General features: G+C 67.5%; 7 protein-coding genes. 2 read left to right on the plus strand and 5 right to left on the minus strand.

Features of this window, described 5'->3' with window-relative positions; translation table 11 throughout:
• Window positions 1–13: 13 nt before the first annotated feature.
• From B5J99_RS06995 to B5J99_RS07005, 3 genes are read right to left on the minus strand one after another with little or no spacing between them, the layout of a single operon-like run.
• Complete coding sequence (locus B5J99_RS06995; RefSeq protein ID WP_117351980.1) at window positions 14–3,112, minus strand: CHAT domain-containing protein; 3,099 nt, start codon at window positions 3,110–3,112, stop codon at window positions 14–16.
• Entirely contained in the window at window positions 3,109–11,247 is an 8,139-nt protein-coding gene (locus tag B5J99_RS19970; RefSeq protein ID WP_117351981.1) for an S-layer family protein, read from the minus strand. Before B5J99_RS19970 ends, B5J99_RS06995 begins: the two co-directional genes overlap by 4 nt.
• Complete coding sequence (locus B5J99_RS07005) at window positions 11,247–13,007, minus strand: ShlB/FhaC/HecB family hemolysin secretion/activation protein (RefSeq protein ID WP_162892490.1); 1,761 nt, start codon at window positions 13,005–13,007, stop codon at window positions 11,247–11,249. The genes B5J99_RS19970 and B5J99_RS07005 overlap by 1 nt, the downstream gene beginning before the upstream one ends.
• Window positions 13,008–13,382: 375 nt before the next feature.
• Here B5J99_RS07005 and hisC point away from each other — a divergent pair, with 375 nt between their 5' ends.
• Window positions 13,383–14,483 (plus strand): histidinol-phosphate transaminase, encoded by a 1,101-nt coding sequence (gene hisC / locus B5J99_RS07010; RefSeq protein WP_054136462.1) that lies wholly within the window; start codon window positions 13,383–13,385, stop codon window positions 14,481–14,483.
• The gene (locus B5J99_RS07015; protein ID WP_117351983.1) at window positions 14,480–15,391 is read left to right on the plus strand and encodes a prephenate/arogenate dehydrogenase family protein; all 912 of its coding nucleotides are present in this window, start codon (window positions 14,480–14,482) and stop codon (window positions 15,389–15,391) included. Before hisC ends, B5J99_RS07015 begins: the two co-directional genes overlap by 4 nt.
• Window positions 15,392–15,509: 118 nt before the next feature.
• On the opposite strand, the gene B5J99_RS07020 is transcribed toward B5J99_RS07015, so the two are convergent.
• Both B5J99_RS07020 and B5J99_RS07025 read right to left on the minus strand, forming a co-directional pair.
• A complete protein-coding gene (locus B5J99_RS07020) occupies window positions 15,510–16,949 on the minus strand; it encodes a M24 family metallopeptidase (protein WP_117351984.1) in 1,440 nt (479 codons plus the stop codon).
• Between the two features lie 33 nt (window positions 16,950–16,982).
• Window positions 16,983–17,669 (minus strand): HAD family hydrolase, encoded by a 687-nt coding sequence (locus B5J99_RS07025; RefSeq protein WP_211337910.1) that lies wholly within the window; start codon window positions 17,667–17,669, stop codon window positions 16,983–16,985.
• Window positions 17,670–17,717: the final 48 nt, after the last annotated feature.

The following is a 17,717-nucleotide window of genomic DNA, read 5'->3' on the forward strand; positions in this document are numbered from 1 at the left end:
GGTCAAGCCGCGCTTATTGGACGAGCGGCTTGGTGCCGTCTCCCAGCAGGATGAACGCCGCCCAGTAATAGGGATGCGATGTCAGCGGATCGTCCATGGCTGCGCGCTGCGCCTGTGCCAGCGACGCGTTCATCGCAGTGCCGGGACTGGCCTTGAACAGCGCGGAGATCAGGTTCTCGGTCGCGTTGAAATCGTCGGGCACCGGCCAGTGGCTGGCAAGCACCGATCGCGCGCCGGCGCCGACAAAGGCGCGCACCAGACCATCGAGCGCAAAGTTGCCCCCAGTCTCGATTCCCGCCTCGCGCGAGGCCGAAACGGTGGCGAGCCCTGCGGTGTCGCACGCCGAGAGGATGACAAGATCGGCATCGAGCTTGAGATCGAAGATTTCCTTGAAGCTCAGCAGCCCGTCGGAGCTGCCATCGCCGAACGAGGTGATCAGCGCCGGGCGGGCGGGGCATTCGGGGCGCGGCGCGGTAACCAGGCCGTGGGTGGCAAAGTGCAGGATGCGATAATCATCCAGGTCGCTGCGGCCGAGCAATGCGGTGTCGCTGAACGCCGATTGCGTCAGCACATTCGCGCGGCCAGCGCCCAGCACGCTCTGCGCGAGCTTGAGCTCTGCCGGCGAGATCGGGTCGAGCCAGGTGTTGATAGGCCATTCGCAGTCTGCCGCGCGGGTGGCCGAAGCCAGCGTGATCCGCTCAGGCGGAGCTGCGTTCTGGCCCAGCCCCAGATAGGCCTGCTTGCCGCGTGCGGGCGCGATGGTCCGCACATCGGCGAAGGAGCGCGGCGACACCGCGATCGAAAAGCGCCGGTCGCGCCCGAACCAGGCGATGCCGGTAAAGTCGAACGGGTCGGCATCGATCGCCGCAGTGCGTTCCAGATAGGCATCGACGCCCTTCTGGTCCTCGACCAGCAGGCCGGGCGGCAGCTGCAGCAGCGCGCCATCGGGTTCGTAGACAAGGTGCTCGATCCCGGCGAGGTCCTGCTGCAGCCCGGGGAACAGCGCATCGTAAAGCGCCTTGGCCTCGACCACGTCGAAGGGATAATTGGTCGGCTGGCCGTTTTCGATCACCACGATCGAATCGCGCAGCTTGGCCACGGTCTTGTCCAGATCGGCGCGGGTCAGCTTGATGCTGACCGTGCGCACCCGGTCGGTGGTGATCAGCTGGCCATAAACCTGGCTGCCGACGAAGCTGACCTTGTAATAGCCCTCTTTGGGCCCCAGCAGCTTCTGCAGCTCGGCCAGCGTCACCGAAGTGGGCGACAGCACGCGATACTGCGAATACTGGCCGAGCTTCGATTGCAGCGCTGTCTGCTCGTTCTGCTGGTTGGTCAGCGATTCGCGGGCCAGCGCCAGCGTCGCAAGGTCGTCCGCGGTGGGTGCAGGCAGGGCCTCGAGCCGCTGGATCTCTGCGCTGGTACGCGAGATTTCGCGGGTGCGGGTCACCGCCAGGCGGAACAGTGCGGACGCTTCGTCATTGCCTTCGGACAGTTCGCGCGCGAGCACCGCCTGGGTCTGCGCGACGCCGGGGCGCTGGAGCAGCTGGCTGGCGGTGAACATGCGCGAGGCGACCGAGGCATCGCCATCGGCGCGGACGGCAAGCTGGGCGAAATACGGGCCCAGCATTTCCTTCATCGTCGCGCGTGCGCTGGGCACGGCCTCGCCCTCGGCGACGATCTCGTCATAGAGCGCGATCGAAGCATCCGCCTCGCCCCGCCGCGCGAGGAACGCGGCCAGCCGCGCCTTGGCGCTGAGCAGGCCGGGCGATTGCGGGTAATCGAGTCGGTAGATCGCCAGTGCTTCGGTCAGTCCTGCGCGCGCGCCGGTCATGTCGCCCTGCGATTCCTGGATCAGCGCGCGCTGGGTCGCGACTTCGGCGCGCAGCCAGCCGGTCGAGCTGATGCGGCCGTTGCGCACCGCCACGATCATGTCGATGCCCTGCTGCAGCGCCGTGAGCGCGGCTGCGCTCTGCCCGGAAAGCCGCAGCGCCGAGCCGCGCAGCAGCAGCGCCTGGCCGTCGAGGATCTGCGCGCGCTCGGTGCCGGTCAGGCTGCTGTCGACCCCGCCCAGCCTTTTGAGGCCCGAGTTTTCGCGGTTGATCTGGTCGGCGAGCATCTTGGTGATCTCGCCCTGCGACAGCCGCGCCTCGCCGATCATCTCGGTGTCGATCGCCACCGGACGGTCAAGAAAGGCGATCGCGGCCGAAGGGTTGCGCTGGTTGATCGCATCGATCGCGCGGAAGTTGCGGATCATCCGCTGCGTGACGCCGTCGCTTGCGGCGACCAGCCGGTCGGCGCGCGCGAACAGCGCGCCTGCTGTGGCGAAATCGCCCATGTTCGATTGCTGCAGCGCCTGGTTGGCGAGGAACTCTGCGGTGCGTTCGGACGAGCCCTTCTCGCGCGCGGCGAGCGTTTCGAAGAATTCGGACGATTCGGCATAGGCGCCGTAATTGTTGCGCACATAGGCCTCGGTGCGCGCCGATTCCTCATCGAGTGTCCCCGCCTGGATGCGTGCGAAGGCGGCAGGATCGCTGACCGAGGTGGTGGCGACATCGACCGTGCCGGTCACCGGCCGGTCGGTGACCAGCGAGGCCAGCGCCAGCCTGAGCGCGGAATCATAGCCAGAAAGACCCTCGGCGATGAACACGGTCTCGCCGCGCACCGCCGCGTACAGCCGGTAATCCACCGACGCCTTGGGGTCGCGGCATTCGATCACCGTCGCGCCGCCGACATTCTCGACCTCGGTCACCTGCCGTTCGGAGCAGCTGAGACGGCTGGCTGCGGCCTGCAGATAGCTCGCCAGCCGGTCGCCTTCGCCGCCGCGCAGGGCATAGAGCGAACCCACCGGGCTGGCGGCATCGCGGCACACCACGCGATAGCCGCGATCGAACATGCTGGTCAGCGCTGCATCGGTCGGGCGGTATTGCGCGGTGCACAGCACGCCTGCCGATCCGACGCGGAAGCTGTCGCGCAGCGCGATGGCGTCTTCGCCCTGGGCAGCTGCACTGCCCGGCAGCAGGCCTGCCATCCCCAGGCTGAGCGCCATGACGGCACCGCCCGTGCGCCCCAGCGCGCCTCGCAAGCCACGGGTGAGGGACGGGGTGCGGATCATGGCTGGCCTCCAGTATCGGGCAGGGCATTGGGCAGCGGCTGGTCAAGCTGCAGATTGGGGTTGCCGCCGCTGGTTACCGGCTCGTCGATGATCGGATCGACGCCAAGCCGGCGGGTGTTGACGATGGTGACCGGCGGCATGATCGGGCGGCGCGGTGCGGCATCGCCGCGTGCCGCCTCTTCTGCGGCAGCCTCGGCCTCTTCTTGCTCGCGTTCGGCCTGGCGTTCCTCGGCGGGCCGTGGCGGCGGAGGTCCGGCATGGACCACCACGGTCGGGCCCTGTTCGCTGATGCCGCCGCCGCCGCAGCTGATCGCGCTGAGCAGGCAGCCATTGACGCTGGAGTTGGCGGTGAAGCCGGTGATCGTGCTGGGTCCGTCCTGCCCGGCGGATGACGAGCGCGGGAAGATCAGGTCGCGCACCGAGCTGCCGTTGCGCACGATATCGCCGGTGTCGAGCAACTGGCCATAGATCACCATGTCGATCAGGCCCGACGAGCTTTGCGAGGACCGGGGGACGATCTCGACGCTGCCCACCCGGCCGAAGAACCCGGCGTTCAGCAGGCTGGTGCCGGTGTTCTGGATCAGCAGCGTGCTGCCGACATTGAACTGCAGCCGCGATGCCTGGATCACCCCGTCTGGCCGCGATGTCGCGATCGGCAGGCTGAGCGCGGTGTCGCGTCCGGTGAAGTTGACGTTGGATGCCAGCTGATCCAGCAGCGACGCGCTGGCGATGTGGATGTTGTTCGCGGTGATCGACAGTACCCCGCCCGGCGAGCTGCCGTTGAGGAAGATGCCGCCGGTGTCGGCGTTGATCTCCACCCGCGCAGCGTTGAGCGCCACGCGGTTGGTCGATGCCATCGAATTGAAGACGGCGTTGCCGTTGACGCGGATGGTGCCAGCCGTGTTGATCGTCAGGCTGCCTTCCGAGCCGTTGAGGTTGACCCCGCTGGCCGCAGCCGATCCGTTCATGGTCAGCGCGCGGATTTCCACGCCGGTGCCGGTCGAGGAGACGTTGGGCGCGTTGATGACGATGTTCTGCGCGCGGATGCGCGAGATCTCGCTGCCGTCGAGCGTGTAGCCACCCTGCTGCGACTGGCTGTCGCTCGTCGTGCCGCCGATGATAACCGCGCCGCTGCGGTTCGCGGTCAGGGTCAGCGTGCCGGTGCTGGCGTTGCCAAGACCGCCGTTCTGCGAAAACGCGATGTCGCCCGAGCTGATCGCGATGGTGGGCGCGACCGCCAGCCCGCCGAAGACGGCAGTACCGCCGACGTCGAGGCTGATCCGCGTGCCTGCCGTGATCGTGCTGCTGGCCGAGAAGCTGCCGGTAGAGGCGGAGAGCAGCGTGCCGGTGGTGACCGGTGCGCCGATCGAGACGCTGCCTCCGACGCGGACCGGCGTTGCCGCCAGCAGCGCGCCCAGGTCGATCGTCGAGATCAGTCCGGTCGGCGAAATGGCCGAGCTGTTGGCGATCAGCGTCGTGCCTGTGGTGCCGGTGCCGATTGCGCCGGTGTTGACCGATTGGGCTGCAAGCAGCACCGCCGAGGTGCCGGTGGTGATGTTGCCGGTGTTGAGATTGCCCGTCATCGCCGCGGCCAGGATGGCGTTGGTCGCCTGCAGCGCGCCGGTGGTCACCGATCCGCCGCGCACGCGGATCTCGTTGGTCGATGTGATCGCGCCGGTGGTCAGTCCCTGCGTGCTGCGCAGGAACGCGCTGCCGCCTGCGGTGATCGCGCCGGTGGTGATGCTGGCCGCGTTGCCGACATTGCCCTGGCCATCATCCGACCCGATGCCCACCGAGCCGAAGCTGTTGACGGTGCCGGTGGTGATCGCGCCATTGGCGCCCAGGCCGATGCTGAAGCCGCTGGTCGGCGCAACGCCGGGACCGGTGGTGCGCAGATTGCCCAGCTGCATGTTGCCGCCGACGATCGTGCCGATCCAGCTGCCCGCGGTGATATCCCCGCCGGTCACCGATCCGGTGGCCGAGAACTGGGTGTTGGCCGAAGAGGTCAGCGTGGAGAAGGTGAGGTTGCCTGCAGTCGCCCCCATCGCGATGGCGCCCGCCGTGCTGGTGACGTTGGTGAGCGCAATTGCGGTGCCGCCAATGTTCACCGTGCCGCCGGTGATCGCCCCGGTGGAGGTGAACGTGCTCGCACGCGACCGCAGCTGCGCCGCGCCCGTGGTGGTGACGCCGCCAATGCTGACCGCGCCCTGGCCATCGACGCCAACCTGGCTGCCCGCCAGCGTGCCGGTTGTGATCAGCCCGGTGGTGGTCTGCAGCGACACAGGGCCACCTGCGACGATGTTGCCGACGGTCATGTTGCCGTTGGTGGCGTTAAGGACCGTGCCCTGGGTGGAGTTGATCGCCTGCGCAGTGATGCTGCCGGCGGTGATGGCGACGCGTCCGCCGGTGGCGGTGATCGCTCCGGTGGTCGAGAACGCGGTGCCGACGCCGGCCAGCAGATTGCCGGTCTGGATGGGGCCGTTGACCGTCAGGCTGCCGGTGGTGCGCACCGGCGTCACGCCAAACAGCGGCGCGGGATTGAAGTCTGCGCCAAGCAGCGACACCATCGATGTGTTGCCGACATAGAAATAGTTGGCAGCGCCCGTTCCGCCAGTGACAGGGCCGTTGAACAGGATGTTGCCGTTGCCGAGGGCGATGATGTTCTCGCCGCTCGTCAGGGAACCGGTAGTGATGGTGCCTGGAGCCACCAATCCGATGTTGCGCGCTCCTGTCAGGTTTCCGACCTGGATCGAGCCGGTCCGGGAGAGCAGGCCGACGCTGTAGCTTGTTGTCGGCACAGCCCCTGCAGCGTTGACATTGCCGCCGGTAATGTTGCCCGTTGCTTCGATGGCAAATTCAAGACCGGTGACGGCGTTGCCGAATTGGACACTTCCCGCAGCTTCGATCTCGGTTTCGGCACCCGACTGGATGTTGCCCAGCGCCATGTTGCCAGCGCGGGTGTCCAGCACGATATAGGTTCCGGCCGCGAGGTTGCCGATGGTCAGGTTGCCCGAATTGACCAGCAGATCGATATAGCCAGTGCTGGACGTCGCGGTGGTCAGCGTCAGGCCGTTCGCTGCGGTCATCGCAATGAAGTTGGCCGCGCTGACCACACCTGCATTGATCGAGCCGCTGGTCGATGTGAGGTTGATGTGGTTGCCGGATGTGAGGTTGCCAAGCTGCAGCGAAGTGCCCTGAATGCCGATCACGCCGCCGGCATTGATGTTGCCGAGGTTGATTGCGCCGTTGCCCACCGCTGTCAGACCGCCGGGTGTCGCGAAATTGGCCGTGACGACGATGCTGCCGACCGACTGCAGGCTGATCGCATTCGCCGTGATCGTGCCGATGTTGGTGGGTGTGGGCAGCACGGTATCGGCGACAAAGGTGCCCGCGCTGAGACCCACCGCGCTGGCATTGAGCGAGGCGTTGCCGATCAGCACCGAGAGCGAATTGGGCGTCAGATAGGTGAAGCTGTTGCCCGCGTTGAACGTGCCGTCGCTGATCCGGATCGAGTCTTCAAGCTGCAGCAGCGGATCGGGAAGATCGCCGCCGACATTGATTACGAAGCTGGTCACCGTAGCGTCGGCATTGCGCAGCTCGACATTGTTGCCGGTGGAATAATAGCCCAGGCCCCCCACCGCACCGGCGCCGCCGATGCCGGTGGAAATGCCGAGGACGTTGCCTGCCTGCAGCAGACCGCGGTTGGCCGGTATCTGGAACCGGTCGGTGATCGCAAAGCCCAGGCCGCCGCCGGTGCCGTTGCCACCATTGCCGCCGACCGCGCCCGCGCCGCCCGTGCCGCCAGCGCCGCCGACCACCATCGTGATATCGTCCGCAGTCACCCGCGATCCGCGCACGATCAGGATATTGTCGCCGCCAAAGCCTGCGCCGCCGTTGCCGCCATTGCCGCTTCCGGTCGAGCCGAGGCCGCCATTGCCGCCTGCGCCGCCAAAGCCCTGCGCCGCCGATGAGACATTGCCGATATCCGCAAAGCCGACATTGACGGTCAGCGCTCCGGTGCCGCTCTGGGTGCCGAAATCGACCCGGCCGCCGATACCCGCTCCGCCTGCGCCGCCATTGCCGCCCCGGCCCGCGCTGCCTGCGCCGCCAAGCCCGCCCGCACCGCCGATGCCGTCGGCGCTGAGCTGGACGTCAAGAACATCGAGCTGTCCGTTGCCCGCCGTGCCGAGCATCTGGATGGTGCCGCCGGTGCCGATGCCGCCATTGCCGCCGGTGCCACCGGTCGGTCCGGTGGTGCCTGCGCCGCCCGCGCCGCCGAAGCCTGCGGTGTTGATCAGCACATTGTCGAAATCGACCAGCCCGGTCACCGGGCCGCTGCCCGCGATCAGCGATGCGCCGCCGCCGGTGCCGTTGCCGCCATTGCCGCCCGCAGACCCGTTGCCGCCCGCACCGACCGCGCTGAGCAGGATGTCCGCGCCGCGCAGCGTTGCACCGTTGACGCCCGAACGCGCCTGACCGCCCACGCCGTTGCCGCCATTGCCCGCGACAAAGGCGGTTCCGCCAAAACCGTTGGCCGACAGGCTGGCGTTGCCACCGATCGTCACGGTACCGACGATGCCCAGGGTGCCGAACTCGGCCAGGCCTCCGGTGCCGACGCCCCCGGTGCCGACATTGGCATTGCCGCCGACGCCGTTGACCTGCTGGGTCAACGCGCCCGTGGCGCTAGCGGTGCCGCCGCCGGTGCCGAACACCACCATCAGCGTGCGTCCGCCGGTGGCCGCGCCGCCGATTCCCGAAACGGTCGAATCGCCGCCGGTGGCCGAGGCATCGAGTACGACGTCGCCGTTGATCTGCAACAGGCCCGATTGCGCGGTTGCGGATGCGCCGCCACCGGTCGCCAGCCCGATCACGCCCGTTCCGCTGGAACCGCCGGCCGCGCTCGCATCGGCAAAGACGCTGCCGTTGACGGTGACAGAGCTGCCCGCGGTCTGCGCCTGGATGACGGCGTTGCCGCCGGTGGCGGTGCCGGTGTTGCCGGTTCCGCCCGCGCTGCTGCCCGCGCCTCCGAAGGCCGCCATGAACACGCTGTTGCCCAGCGTGATGCGGCCGTCACCCAGCGAAAGAATGCTGGCATTGCCGCCCTGGGCTGCGCCGCCTGCCGCATTGCTGGCGCCGTTGCCGCCAAAGGCCGAGGCGCTGAGGAAGCTGCTGCGGGTGACGTTGACCCGGCCGCTCTGCGCAAATAGCTGCGCGGTGCCGCCAGTTGCCGCCCCGCCCGAGCCGGTAGTGCCGAAGCCGTCGCCGCCCTCGCCATTGGCTGCGATATCCGCGATGCCTGCGATCTGGATCAGCGCGGTCGATGTGACGGTGCCGATCAGCGCCTGGCCGCCGATGCCGGTTCCGCCCGAACCGGAGCTTACGGAATCGCCGCCAAGGCCGGACGCCCGGGCGATGCCATCGCCGCCGATGGTCAGCGTGCCGACTGCCGCGCCCAGATTGGCGAGCCCGCCGGTGCCGTTGCCGCCGCGGGTTCCGCCCAGATTGTTGCCGCCAAAGCCGCTCGCATCCACCGTCGCGTTGCCGGTGATGGTGACGTTGAAATCGTTGACCACGATGCGCGCGTCGCCGCCCACGCCAGTGCCCGCAATCCCGTCGCCGCCGCCCTGGTTTGCATCGCCGGTGCCGGTCGCGGTCACATTGGCGTTGCCGTTGATGGTGATCTGGCCCAGCGTGTTCTGCGAGATCGAGGCGTTGCCGCCGGTGCCGTTGCCGCCATCGATTCCCGACAGCGCCGATCCGAACACCGCGCCATTGGCCGAGACCGTGACATCGCCGGTGATGTTGACCACGCCGCCGGTGAGCGCGATCAGCTGTGCGATCGCGCCGCCGGTGCCGTTGCCGGACGATCCCGTGCCCGGGGTGCTCGCGGTGCCGCCCAGGCCCGAGCTGTCTACGGTCAGACCGTTGAGCAGGTTGAGCTGCCCTCCATTCTGGACGATGACTTGCGCGTTGCCGCCCAGCCCGTTGCCGCCAAAGGTCGCCATGCCGCCGATGCCGAAGGATTCAACCTGCGTGGTGCCGGAAATCGTGAGATTGCCGCCCGCGGCGTTCTGGAAGATGATCGCGCCGCCGCCGGTGGCATTGCCGCCCAGATTGCCGGTGTGTGCGCCGATGCCGCCATTCGCGCTGGCACGCAAAATCGCATCCGCGCCGACATTGATCAGCCCGCCGGTGCCTCCCATGCTGAGACTGGCGGTGCCGCCCGTGGCAGCGCCGCCCGCAGCGCCCGAGGTCACGCCTGCAGTTCCGCCGAAGCCGAAGGCCAGCAGCGACAGGTCGCTCAGGAAATCGAGCGTGCTGGCGCCTTCGGTGCTGACGAAAATCTGCCCGCCTTGGCCAGCGCCGCCGTTGCCGGCATTGGCGCCACTACCGCCAAAGCCGGTGACATCGGCCAGAAACGCATCGCCAAAGCGCATCAGATGGCCAGAGCCCTGCGCGAAGACGTCGATCCGTCCGCCGAAGCCGGCGCCGCCGGTGCCGCTCGCCGATCCCGCATCGTCAAGGCCCAGACCCTGGGCGAACAGTTCGGTGCCCCCGTCCACCAGCAGCGTTCCGCCGCTGCCCAGCGTAAAGACGCCGATGCTGCCGCCGCGGCCGAAGTTGCTGCCAACCCCGGTGGTTTCGGTCTGACCGGAGAAGCCGGACGCATCCGCACGCAGATTGCCCGCAATCGCGATCAGCCCGCCATCATTGGCCAGAATCTCGATCACGCCGCCGGTGCCGCTGCCCACCGTGCCGCTGGTCGAGTTGGAGCCGCCGATGCCGACCGCATCCAGATTGGCATTGCCCGAAAGGCTGATCACGCCGCCGTTGTTCGCACGCAGACGCACGGTTCCGGCCTGTGCGTTGGCGCCCTGGACCAAGCGGAAATCGTTGGCAGACAGCGTCAGGTTGCCGCCGACATTGATCGAGGCACTGGCGCCATCGGCGTTCAGGACGGCCGAGTTGGCGCCAAAGGCCTGCACATCGCTGAAGAAATTGAGATCGCCGCTGAGCGACTGGCCCAGGAAGTTGCGCGAGGCCGCAGCGATGAACGACGATGTGATATCTGCCGGCGCGACATTGATGTCCGCCGCCTGCGCCGGATTGACCGCCGCGCTGGTGTCCACGAAATCGCCGAACACGTTATAGCCCGACGACAGGATGATCGAGTTACCCTGGACATCGGCAGCGCCCGCAATGTCGAATCCCAGCCGGCTGCCGGCGCCGATCGCCATGGTGATGGCATTGTTCTTGGGCACCGCGACCATGTAGATGCGGTGGTTGTCGTTCACGCCGGCGCTCGCCGGGCCGGTGGTCACGCCGCCATGGCCGACCGCAAGACCGCCGGTTCCGTCGGTGCCGGTGGTCACCTGGATATCGAACAGGCCGTTGCCGCCGAAGGTGATGGTGGCAGCCTCTGCGCCGACATACATCGCCGATCCGTTGACGGTGACGTTGCCGCCCTGCAGCACGGTCGGCGCGACCATCGCTATATAGCTGTTTTCAGAGGTCGCGCGGATCTGGGCGCCCGGCTGGACGATCACCGAAGACGGCGATGCAGCCTGGCTGAGGGTGAAGGACCCTGCCGCGTTGATGAAATCGCCATTGCCGTCGCGCACCGGATCGGAACTGGTCAGCAGCAGGCCGCCGACATCGATCACCGCGGTCGAGTTCACGACCACGCCGCCGGGGCTGTAGAACCACACATTGCCGCCGGGCACGAGCCCGGCTGCGGTCTGCAGCTGGCTGATGATGGTGCCGTTGAACTGGACTGCACGGCTGGTGCCGGTGGGGATGATGCGATTGAGGACGGTGAAGAAGTTCTGCGCGGTGGGGTTGTTGCGGAAGAAGGCGGTACGCCCGCTGGGCAGGAAGTTGATCGGCCCGCCGGTGACTGCGGCGTCGTTGGTGGTCCAGTTGATCACCGCCTGGTTGGTGTCGACGCGGATGGTGTCCGTCCCGGGGGTGCGGACGATGTTAACCCCGCCCGATATCACGGTGGGGTTGCCTTCGAACGCCTGGGCATGCGCCGGTCCCGATGCGCCGAGAGCCAGGCCGGTGGCGAGCGCGAGCGCGGAGGTCGCCTTGGCCAGCGTGATGCGGCGGGCGATCATGGTGCGGTTATCGGCCATCAGCGGGCTCCCCAGGGCAGTAGTAAGGTCGTGAGGGTGAACAGGATGCGTGGATCAGGCGTGTCGACCAGCAGGCCGGACCTTTCGGTGGGCACCGCCACGGTCACGTCCAGCCGGAACCGGTCGTCGAGCCGCGCGCGCACGCCGCCGCCGACCGAGCTCAGCCGCTGCGGATCGCCGGGACGGCCATCGTCCCAGGTCCACGCCACATCCATGAACACAAACGGCTGGAACGAGAAATCGGTCTGCTTGATCGGGGCGATCTGCGGCCCGCGAAACTCGACCGAGAACCCCGCGCCGTCATCGCCGACGATCACGCCGGGATCGTAACCGCGTCCGATGGTGAAGTTGCCGCCCGAAAACTCCTCGAAGCTGAGCACCGGATCGAAGGCGATCTGGCCGCGTCCGCGAACGAACACCGAGAACTGGTCGCCCAGCGCCGCTTCGGCAGCGATTTCGCCGCGGATGAGCGTGGAGGTCGGGTCGCCATCGCCGCGGGTCGTGGGGGTGCGGACCAATGCGCAGACGAAATTGCACGCCTCGCTCGCGCCCAGGATATCGAGCCCCTGGCGCAGCTCGATCTGCCCGCCCAGCCGCCAGCGCGGCGCAGCGCCATTGTCCATGTCAATCGCCTCGCCCGCCAGCTGGGCATAGGCCACGCGGATCCGGTCGCGCGACAGCGGTCCGATGAAATCGATGTCCTGGTTGACGTAATCCAGGCCGATGGTGCTGTAGAGCGATGCAGCCTGGGTGCGCAGCAGCGGATAGCGCGCCTCGATGCTGGCGAGCAAAGTCGTCGCATCGATCGTCGCGCCAACGCCTGCGGGCAGGTTGAGCTGCGGCTTGGTCCAGGCATAAGTAAACCGCCCACCCAGCGTCAGGCCTTCCTTGCCGACCCGGAATTCGTGCCCCGCCTGGACGATCTGCTGCTCGTCGAAATCGAGCGTCGAATAGGCCGAGATATAGGTGCGATCGCCCATGCCCGTGAGGCCATAGAACTGCGCGCGCAGCTGCGCGCCATAGGGCCCTGCGTCGCGCGCGGCGAGGTTCTGGACGTTGAGGTCGACCTCATACGGCGTCCGCCGCACCGTCACGTCGCCGATCAGCTCGCCGGGGCCGGTGCCCGCAGGCACCAGGGTGAGCCGGATGTCGTATCCCGGCAGGTCGCGCGCGAGCAGCAGATAGCGCTCGGCCAGCCGCTGGTTGAACACGGTGCCTTCGGTCAACCGCTCGAGATACCCTGCGACCAGCTTCTCGCCATTGCCGGCATCGCCGCGCACGCGGATCGATGTCAGCTTGGCGTAGAGCACCTCGAACTGGACGATGCCGTTGTCGATGCGCTGGGTGGGAACCTGCACCGCGGCGATATAGCCATCGCGGCGCAGCTTGGTGGCGACCGCGTCGCGGATTTCGCACAGAACCGCGACCGGCTGCTCGGTGCCGATATAGGGCTCATACAGCGGGCGCAGCTCGGCCGGAGCGACGGGCCCCAGGTTGTTGAACCGGGCCTCGGTCAGCGTCAGGCGGACATTGGCATAGGCAGGGTCGGCCAGCGGGCAGGGTGCGCGCTCGATATCGCCTTCCACCGTCAGCCGTGCGGGCCGGTCGGCGCGCTGTTGCACAGGGCGCTCGATTTCCTCGCGGGTGGGGGGAGAAGGGACGTTGATCTGCTGGGCATGGCCCGCGGTCGCGCCGAACAGCCCTGCCACCATGGCAGAGCCCAGAAAAACCTGTTTCGTGCGATTGTTGCGCGTCGCCAAAGTCACCCCCTTTAAGCATTGCGGATGCGGGGAATTTGGCTGGGGCCGCATTACCCTGAACCGAGTAACGGACAGCATAGCGGTTCTTGCGCTTCTGCTATCCAAGGGCGACCTTGGTGAAAGCCTTAACCCAGCCTCAAACTGGGGGCAACCCGCTAATGCGCGTCCGTCCCGAAATTGTCCAAAGTTAACATGGCTTTGGGTTGGGCGTAGGGGCGAGCGTTACATGGCTTGTAACGGGGGGGTAATTTGGCAATCTTTTGAAGGAATTGGCCCCCAGTTGCAGCCACAGCGAGGGGGTGTCGGCTCGGGCGAGGTCCTGCAGCCACGCTCGACGCTTCCCATCCCGGGCGACTCACGCTATGCGCGCGGGCCATGACCCGACTTCCCCAGCCCAAAGATTGGATCCAGGCGATCCACGCCTATGTCCCCGGAAAATCGACAGGGGATGACGGTGTGCCTTTGGTCAAGCTGTCCGCTAACGAGAACCCGCTCGGCACCAGCCCGGCGGCGCTGGCAGCGCGCGCGGCAGGCGCGGCGCAGCACCCCTCGCTCTATCCCGATCCCGACAGCACCGCGCTGCGCCAGGCGATCGCTATGCTGCACGGGCTGGACCCCGCGCGGGTGGTGTGCGGCACCGGATCGGACGAATTGCTTAACCTGGCCGCGCAGGCCTATTGCGGGCCGGGGGACGAGGTCGTCTATGTCCGCTACGGATTTTCGGTCTATGACATCGCCGCCCGGCGTTGCGGCGCGACCCCGGTAGTTGCGCCAGACAACTTTTATGCGACCGATGTCGACGCGCTGCTCGCCTGCATCACCGATGCGACCCGCGTGGTGTATCTCGCCAACCCCAACAACCCCACGGGCACGCTGACCGCGCGCGGCGAAATCGCGCGGCTGCACGCGGCGCTGCCGTCGCACGTGCTGCTGGTGCTCGACCAGGCCTATGCCGAATATCTGTCGCCCGAAGAGGATGATCTGGGTCTGGAACTGGCCCGCAACCACGACAACGTGCTGGTGACGCGGACCTTTTCCAAGATCTATGGCCTGGCCGGAGACCGCATCGGCTGGGGCTTCGGGGCGCAGGCGATCATCGACACGCTCAACCGCATCCGTGGCCCGTTCAACGTCACGCTTGGCGGGCAGGCAGCAGCGCTGGCAGCGCTGGGCGATCAGGACTTCGTGGCGCGGTCGCGCGCTCACAACTCCCGCTGGCGGCAGTGGCTGGCGGACGAGATCGCGCAGCTGGGCAATCACGGGCTTACCGTCATCCCCAGCCACGCCAACTTTGTGCTGGTGTTGTTCGAAGGCGCGGTCAGCGCCGAGACCGCGTTCAATGCGCTGATGCAGGCGGGCTATATCGTGCGCTGGCCCAAGGGGCAGGGGCTTGGCCATGCGCTGCGGATCACCATCGGGCAGGAGGCGGACATGCGCGCCATCGCCGCCGTGCTGCGCGATCTGGTCAGCGCATGAGCGCTCCTTTCGCCGCGGTTGCCATCGTCGGTCTGGGGCTGATCGGATCGTCGATCGCGCGCGCGATCCGCCAGAGCCTGCCCGAAACGCGCATCCTGGGCTATGACCGCAACGCCGAAGTCTGCGCGCGCGCCGAGGCGATCGGGCTGTGCGACAGCTATCACAGCGCGTTCGGAGCGGAGCTGGCCGAGGCCGAGATGGTCATCCTGTGCGTGCCGGTCGGCGCGATGGCTGCTGCTGCCGAGGTGATGGCACCTCATCTGTCCGCGCAGGCGATCATCTCCGATGTCGGCTCGTGCAAGGCGAGCGTGCTCACCGCGCTGCGCGGCGCGCTGCCCAACGCGATCATCGTGCCCGCGCACCCGGTGGCGGGGACCGAGAACAGCGGGCCGGAAGCGGGGTTCGCCAGCCTGTTCAAGGGGCGCTGGTGCATCCTGACGCCGGATGCCGGCGCGGACGAAGGCGCGTGCGCGCGCGTCGCGGGCTTCTGGCAGGCGCTGGGGGCGAATGTCGAGACGATGGACGCCGCGCACCATGACCTCGTGCTCGCGGTGACCAGCCATCTGCCGCACCTCATCGCCTACACCATCGTCGGCACCGCCAGCGATCTGGAGGGCGTGACGCAGAGCGAGGTGATCAAATATTCGGCAGGCGGCTTTCGCGACTTCACCCGCATCGCCGCCAGCGATCCCGTGATGTGGCGCGACGTGTTCCTGTCGAACAAGGACGCGGTGCTCGAAATGCTCCAGCGCTTCTCCGAGGACCTCTCGGCGCTGCAACGCGCGATCCGCTGGGACAAGGGCGACGAGCTCGAAGAACTCTTCACTCGCACCCGCACCATCCGTCGCTCGATCATCGAGCAGGGCCAGGACGACGCCAAGCCCGACTTCGGACGCGAGCATCAATAGCGGATATCAGACCCGATCGATCTAAATCCGCTCAGCCTGAGCTTGTCGAAGGCCCCGCTATTCGGCCGGCGTGGGCGCGGGTCCTTCGAGAGGCTCAGGATGAGCGTATGTGGGCAGGTTACTCCTGCACCCCATCCACCACCGGCTCGGTAGGCAGGGCTTCGGGCGCGGGTGCTGGCACCTCCACAGGCCGGTCCGCAGCGCCCTTGATCAGGTGGAACCTGTCCTGCCGTCCATCCAGATAGCGCACCTGCTCGCCGTCGAAGACCATGTCCTCCTCGGTGCGGAACGAGACCGCCTGGTCGCCCCATTCGGGAACGTTGTTTGTGACCGCCAGTTCGATCGACCAGGCGGTATTCCCGCGGACCAGATAGTCGCCTGCGGGCGTCGCCTCCTGATTGTCCCAGAAGCCGATCGCCGGACCCGCGCCATGGCCATGAAAGCCGATCGGGTGCGAATAGATGCTGGGCTGATAGCCCGAAGCGATCGCGCGCGCGCGGGTTGCTGCGAGCAGGTCGTTGCCGGTCAGGCCGACGCGGAACTCGGCGGTCAGGATGTCCTGCACCGCGTTGGCGGCGGCGAGCCCCGCCTTGAGACCTTCGGGCGCATCGCTCTCGCCGGGCTTGAGCACATAGGCAAGGTGCTGGGTGTCGGTGTTGAGCCCCAGATAGGTGATCCCGAAATCGGTCCACAGCATGTCGCCGGGCTCGATCACCGCATCGCCCGTCAGTTCGCCCGCCTGGCCTGCGCGGAAGATGGCAAGCGAAGGGTGGAACCAGACCTTGAGCCCCAGCGCGCTGACCTTGTCGCGCATCCACCACTGCACGTCCTCGGCAGTGGTGGTGCCCGGCGTGATCACCGCATCGGACAATGCCTTGGCGATGATGCCATGCGCGGTGCGGACGATCGAGGGATAGACTTCCAGCTCGGCCGGGATGCGGCTTTCCAGCCAGCCGATCGCGAGCGGCCCGGCGGGCACGATGCGGTTGCGCAGCGCTTCGGGCAGCGCGGCGATCAGCTCTTCGTGCTGGCTGTGGGTAAGGCCATCGGCAAGCGCGGTCTGGTCGGAGATGTTGAGCGCGATCTTCTGCGGGTTGCGCTCGGCGATCACCTCGGCGAGGCGCTTCCACTGGTCGGGCTGCGTTTCGGGCGTCCATACGGGCGTGAACATGCCGGCAAGGCCATAGCGGCTCACCGTCAGCCGCTCGACCGGCTTGCCTTCGCCCGGATCGAAGAACACCAAGATGGTGCGCCGCCGCGCGTGCATCGAGCGCGCATCGAGCATGGTCGCAACCACCGGGTCCTCGACATATTCGCGCGCGATCAGAACCCACATGTCGACGCCCTGTTCGCGCATCAGCGCCGGCACCACGCTCTCCAGCCGCTGCGCCAGCCAGCTGTCGCGCACCTTGGCCTGCTCACGCAGCGGCAGGATATCGGGATAAACGGGCGCCTCGGCCTCTGCCGTGTTGCCGGCCTGCTGCGCCAGCACGCCTGCAGGCGCACAGACAAGCAGCGCGGCGGCGATTGAGGACAGGATATGGGCGGTGGTGTTCATGCGGCTCCCCTGCGGCGCGGTTCGGGGGCTACGCTAGCCCGGCAGGGTGGGCAGCGCCACCGCAAGATGGCCGTTGGCCGCAGGCCAGTCGAGCTCGGGCCAGCCTTTGGCCCGCGCCACCAGCCGCATCGGGACATGCGCGTTGGTGACAAACGCCTCGTCCGCCATTTCCAGCATCGGCAGGTCCGAGACATGGTCGGAATAGCAGCGGATGTGGCAGGCGGCACGGTCGAGCCCGTGCTCGGCCATCCACGCCGCGATCATCTCGGCCTTGTGCGGGCCGTAGCAATTGTGCCCGGATATGCGCGGCTGCACCCGCCCGCGCGAGGCGGTGAGATCGGTCGCGATGACATCATCGATCCCCAGCCGCCGGGCGATCGCATCGACATAAAGCCGGTAGGATGCGGTGGCGATGACGATGCGATAGCCCGCCTCGCGGTCCGCTGCGATCTGCTCGATCGCGCCGGGGCGGATGTTCTTGGCGAACACGAATTCGGCGTGCCCCGCCATCGGCGCCGCCAGCCGCGACAGGCGAAGCGAGCCCAGCAGCAGCCGCTGGTTGATCTGCTTGAGGGAATCGCGGCTGACGATGCGCAGCAGATAGCCAAGCCCCGCCAGCGCGGAGAACGGCAGCAGCAGTAGCCGCTTGGGGTCATGCCGCCACGCCATCCACAACAGGAAGCGCGCATATGTCGGATGGACGGTAATCGTCCGGTCCATGTCGTAAAAGGCTAGCCGTTCCCCCACGCTGCTAGGCCATAAAGCCAA

The sequence above is a fragment of the Blastomonas fulva genome (assembly GCF_003431825.1).
Taxonomy (GTDB): domain Bacteria; phylum Pseudomonadota; class Alphaproteobacteria; order Sphingomonadales; family Sphingomonadaceae; genus Blastomonas; species Blastomonas fulva.

Coding starts and splice junctions, on each gene's coding strand:
- B5J99_RS06995 (WP_117351980.1), bottom strand. CDS start 3,112: ATGATCCGCACCCCGTCCCTCACCCGTGGCTTGCGAGGCGCGCTGGGG.
- B5J99_RS19970 (WP_117351981.1), bottom strand. CDS start 11,247: ATGGCCGATAACCGCACCATGATCGCCCGCCGCATCACGCTGGCCAAG.
- hisC (WP_054136462.1), top strand. CDS start 13,383: ATGACCCGACTTCCCCAGCCCAAAGATTGGATCCAGGCGATCCACGCC.
- B5J99_RS07015 (WP_117351983.1), top strand. CDS start 14,480: ATGAGCGCTCCTTTCGCCGCGGTTGCCATCGTCGGTCTGGGGCTGATC.
- B5J99_RS07020 (WP_117351984.1), bottom strand. CDS start 16,949: ATGAACACCACCGCCCATATCCTGTCCTCAATCGCCGCCGCGCTGCTT.
- B5J99_RS07025 (WP_211337910.1), bottom strand. CDS start 17,669: ATGGACCGGACGATTACCGTCCATCCGACATATGCGCGCTTCCTGTTG.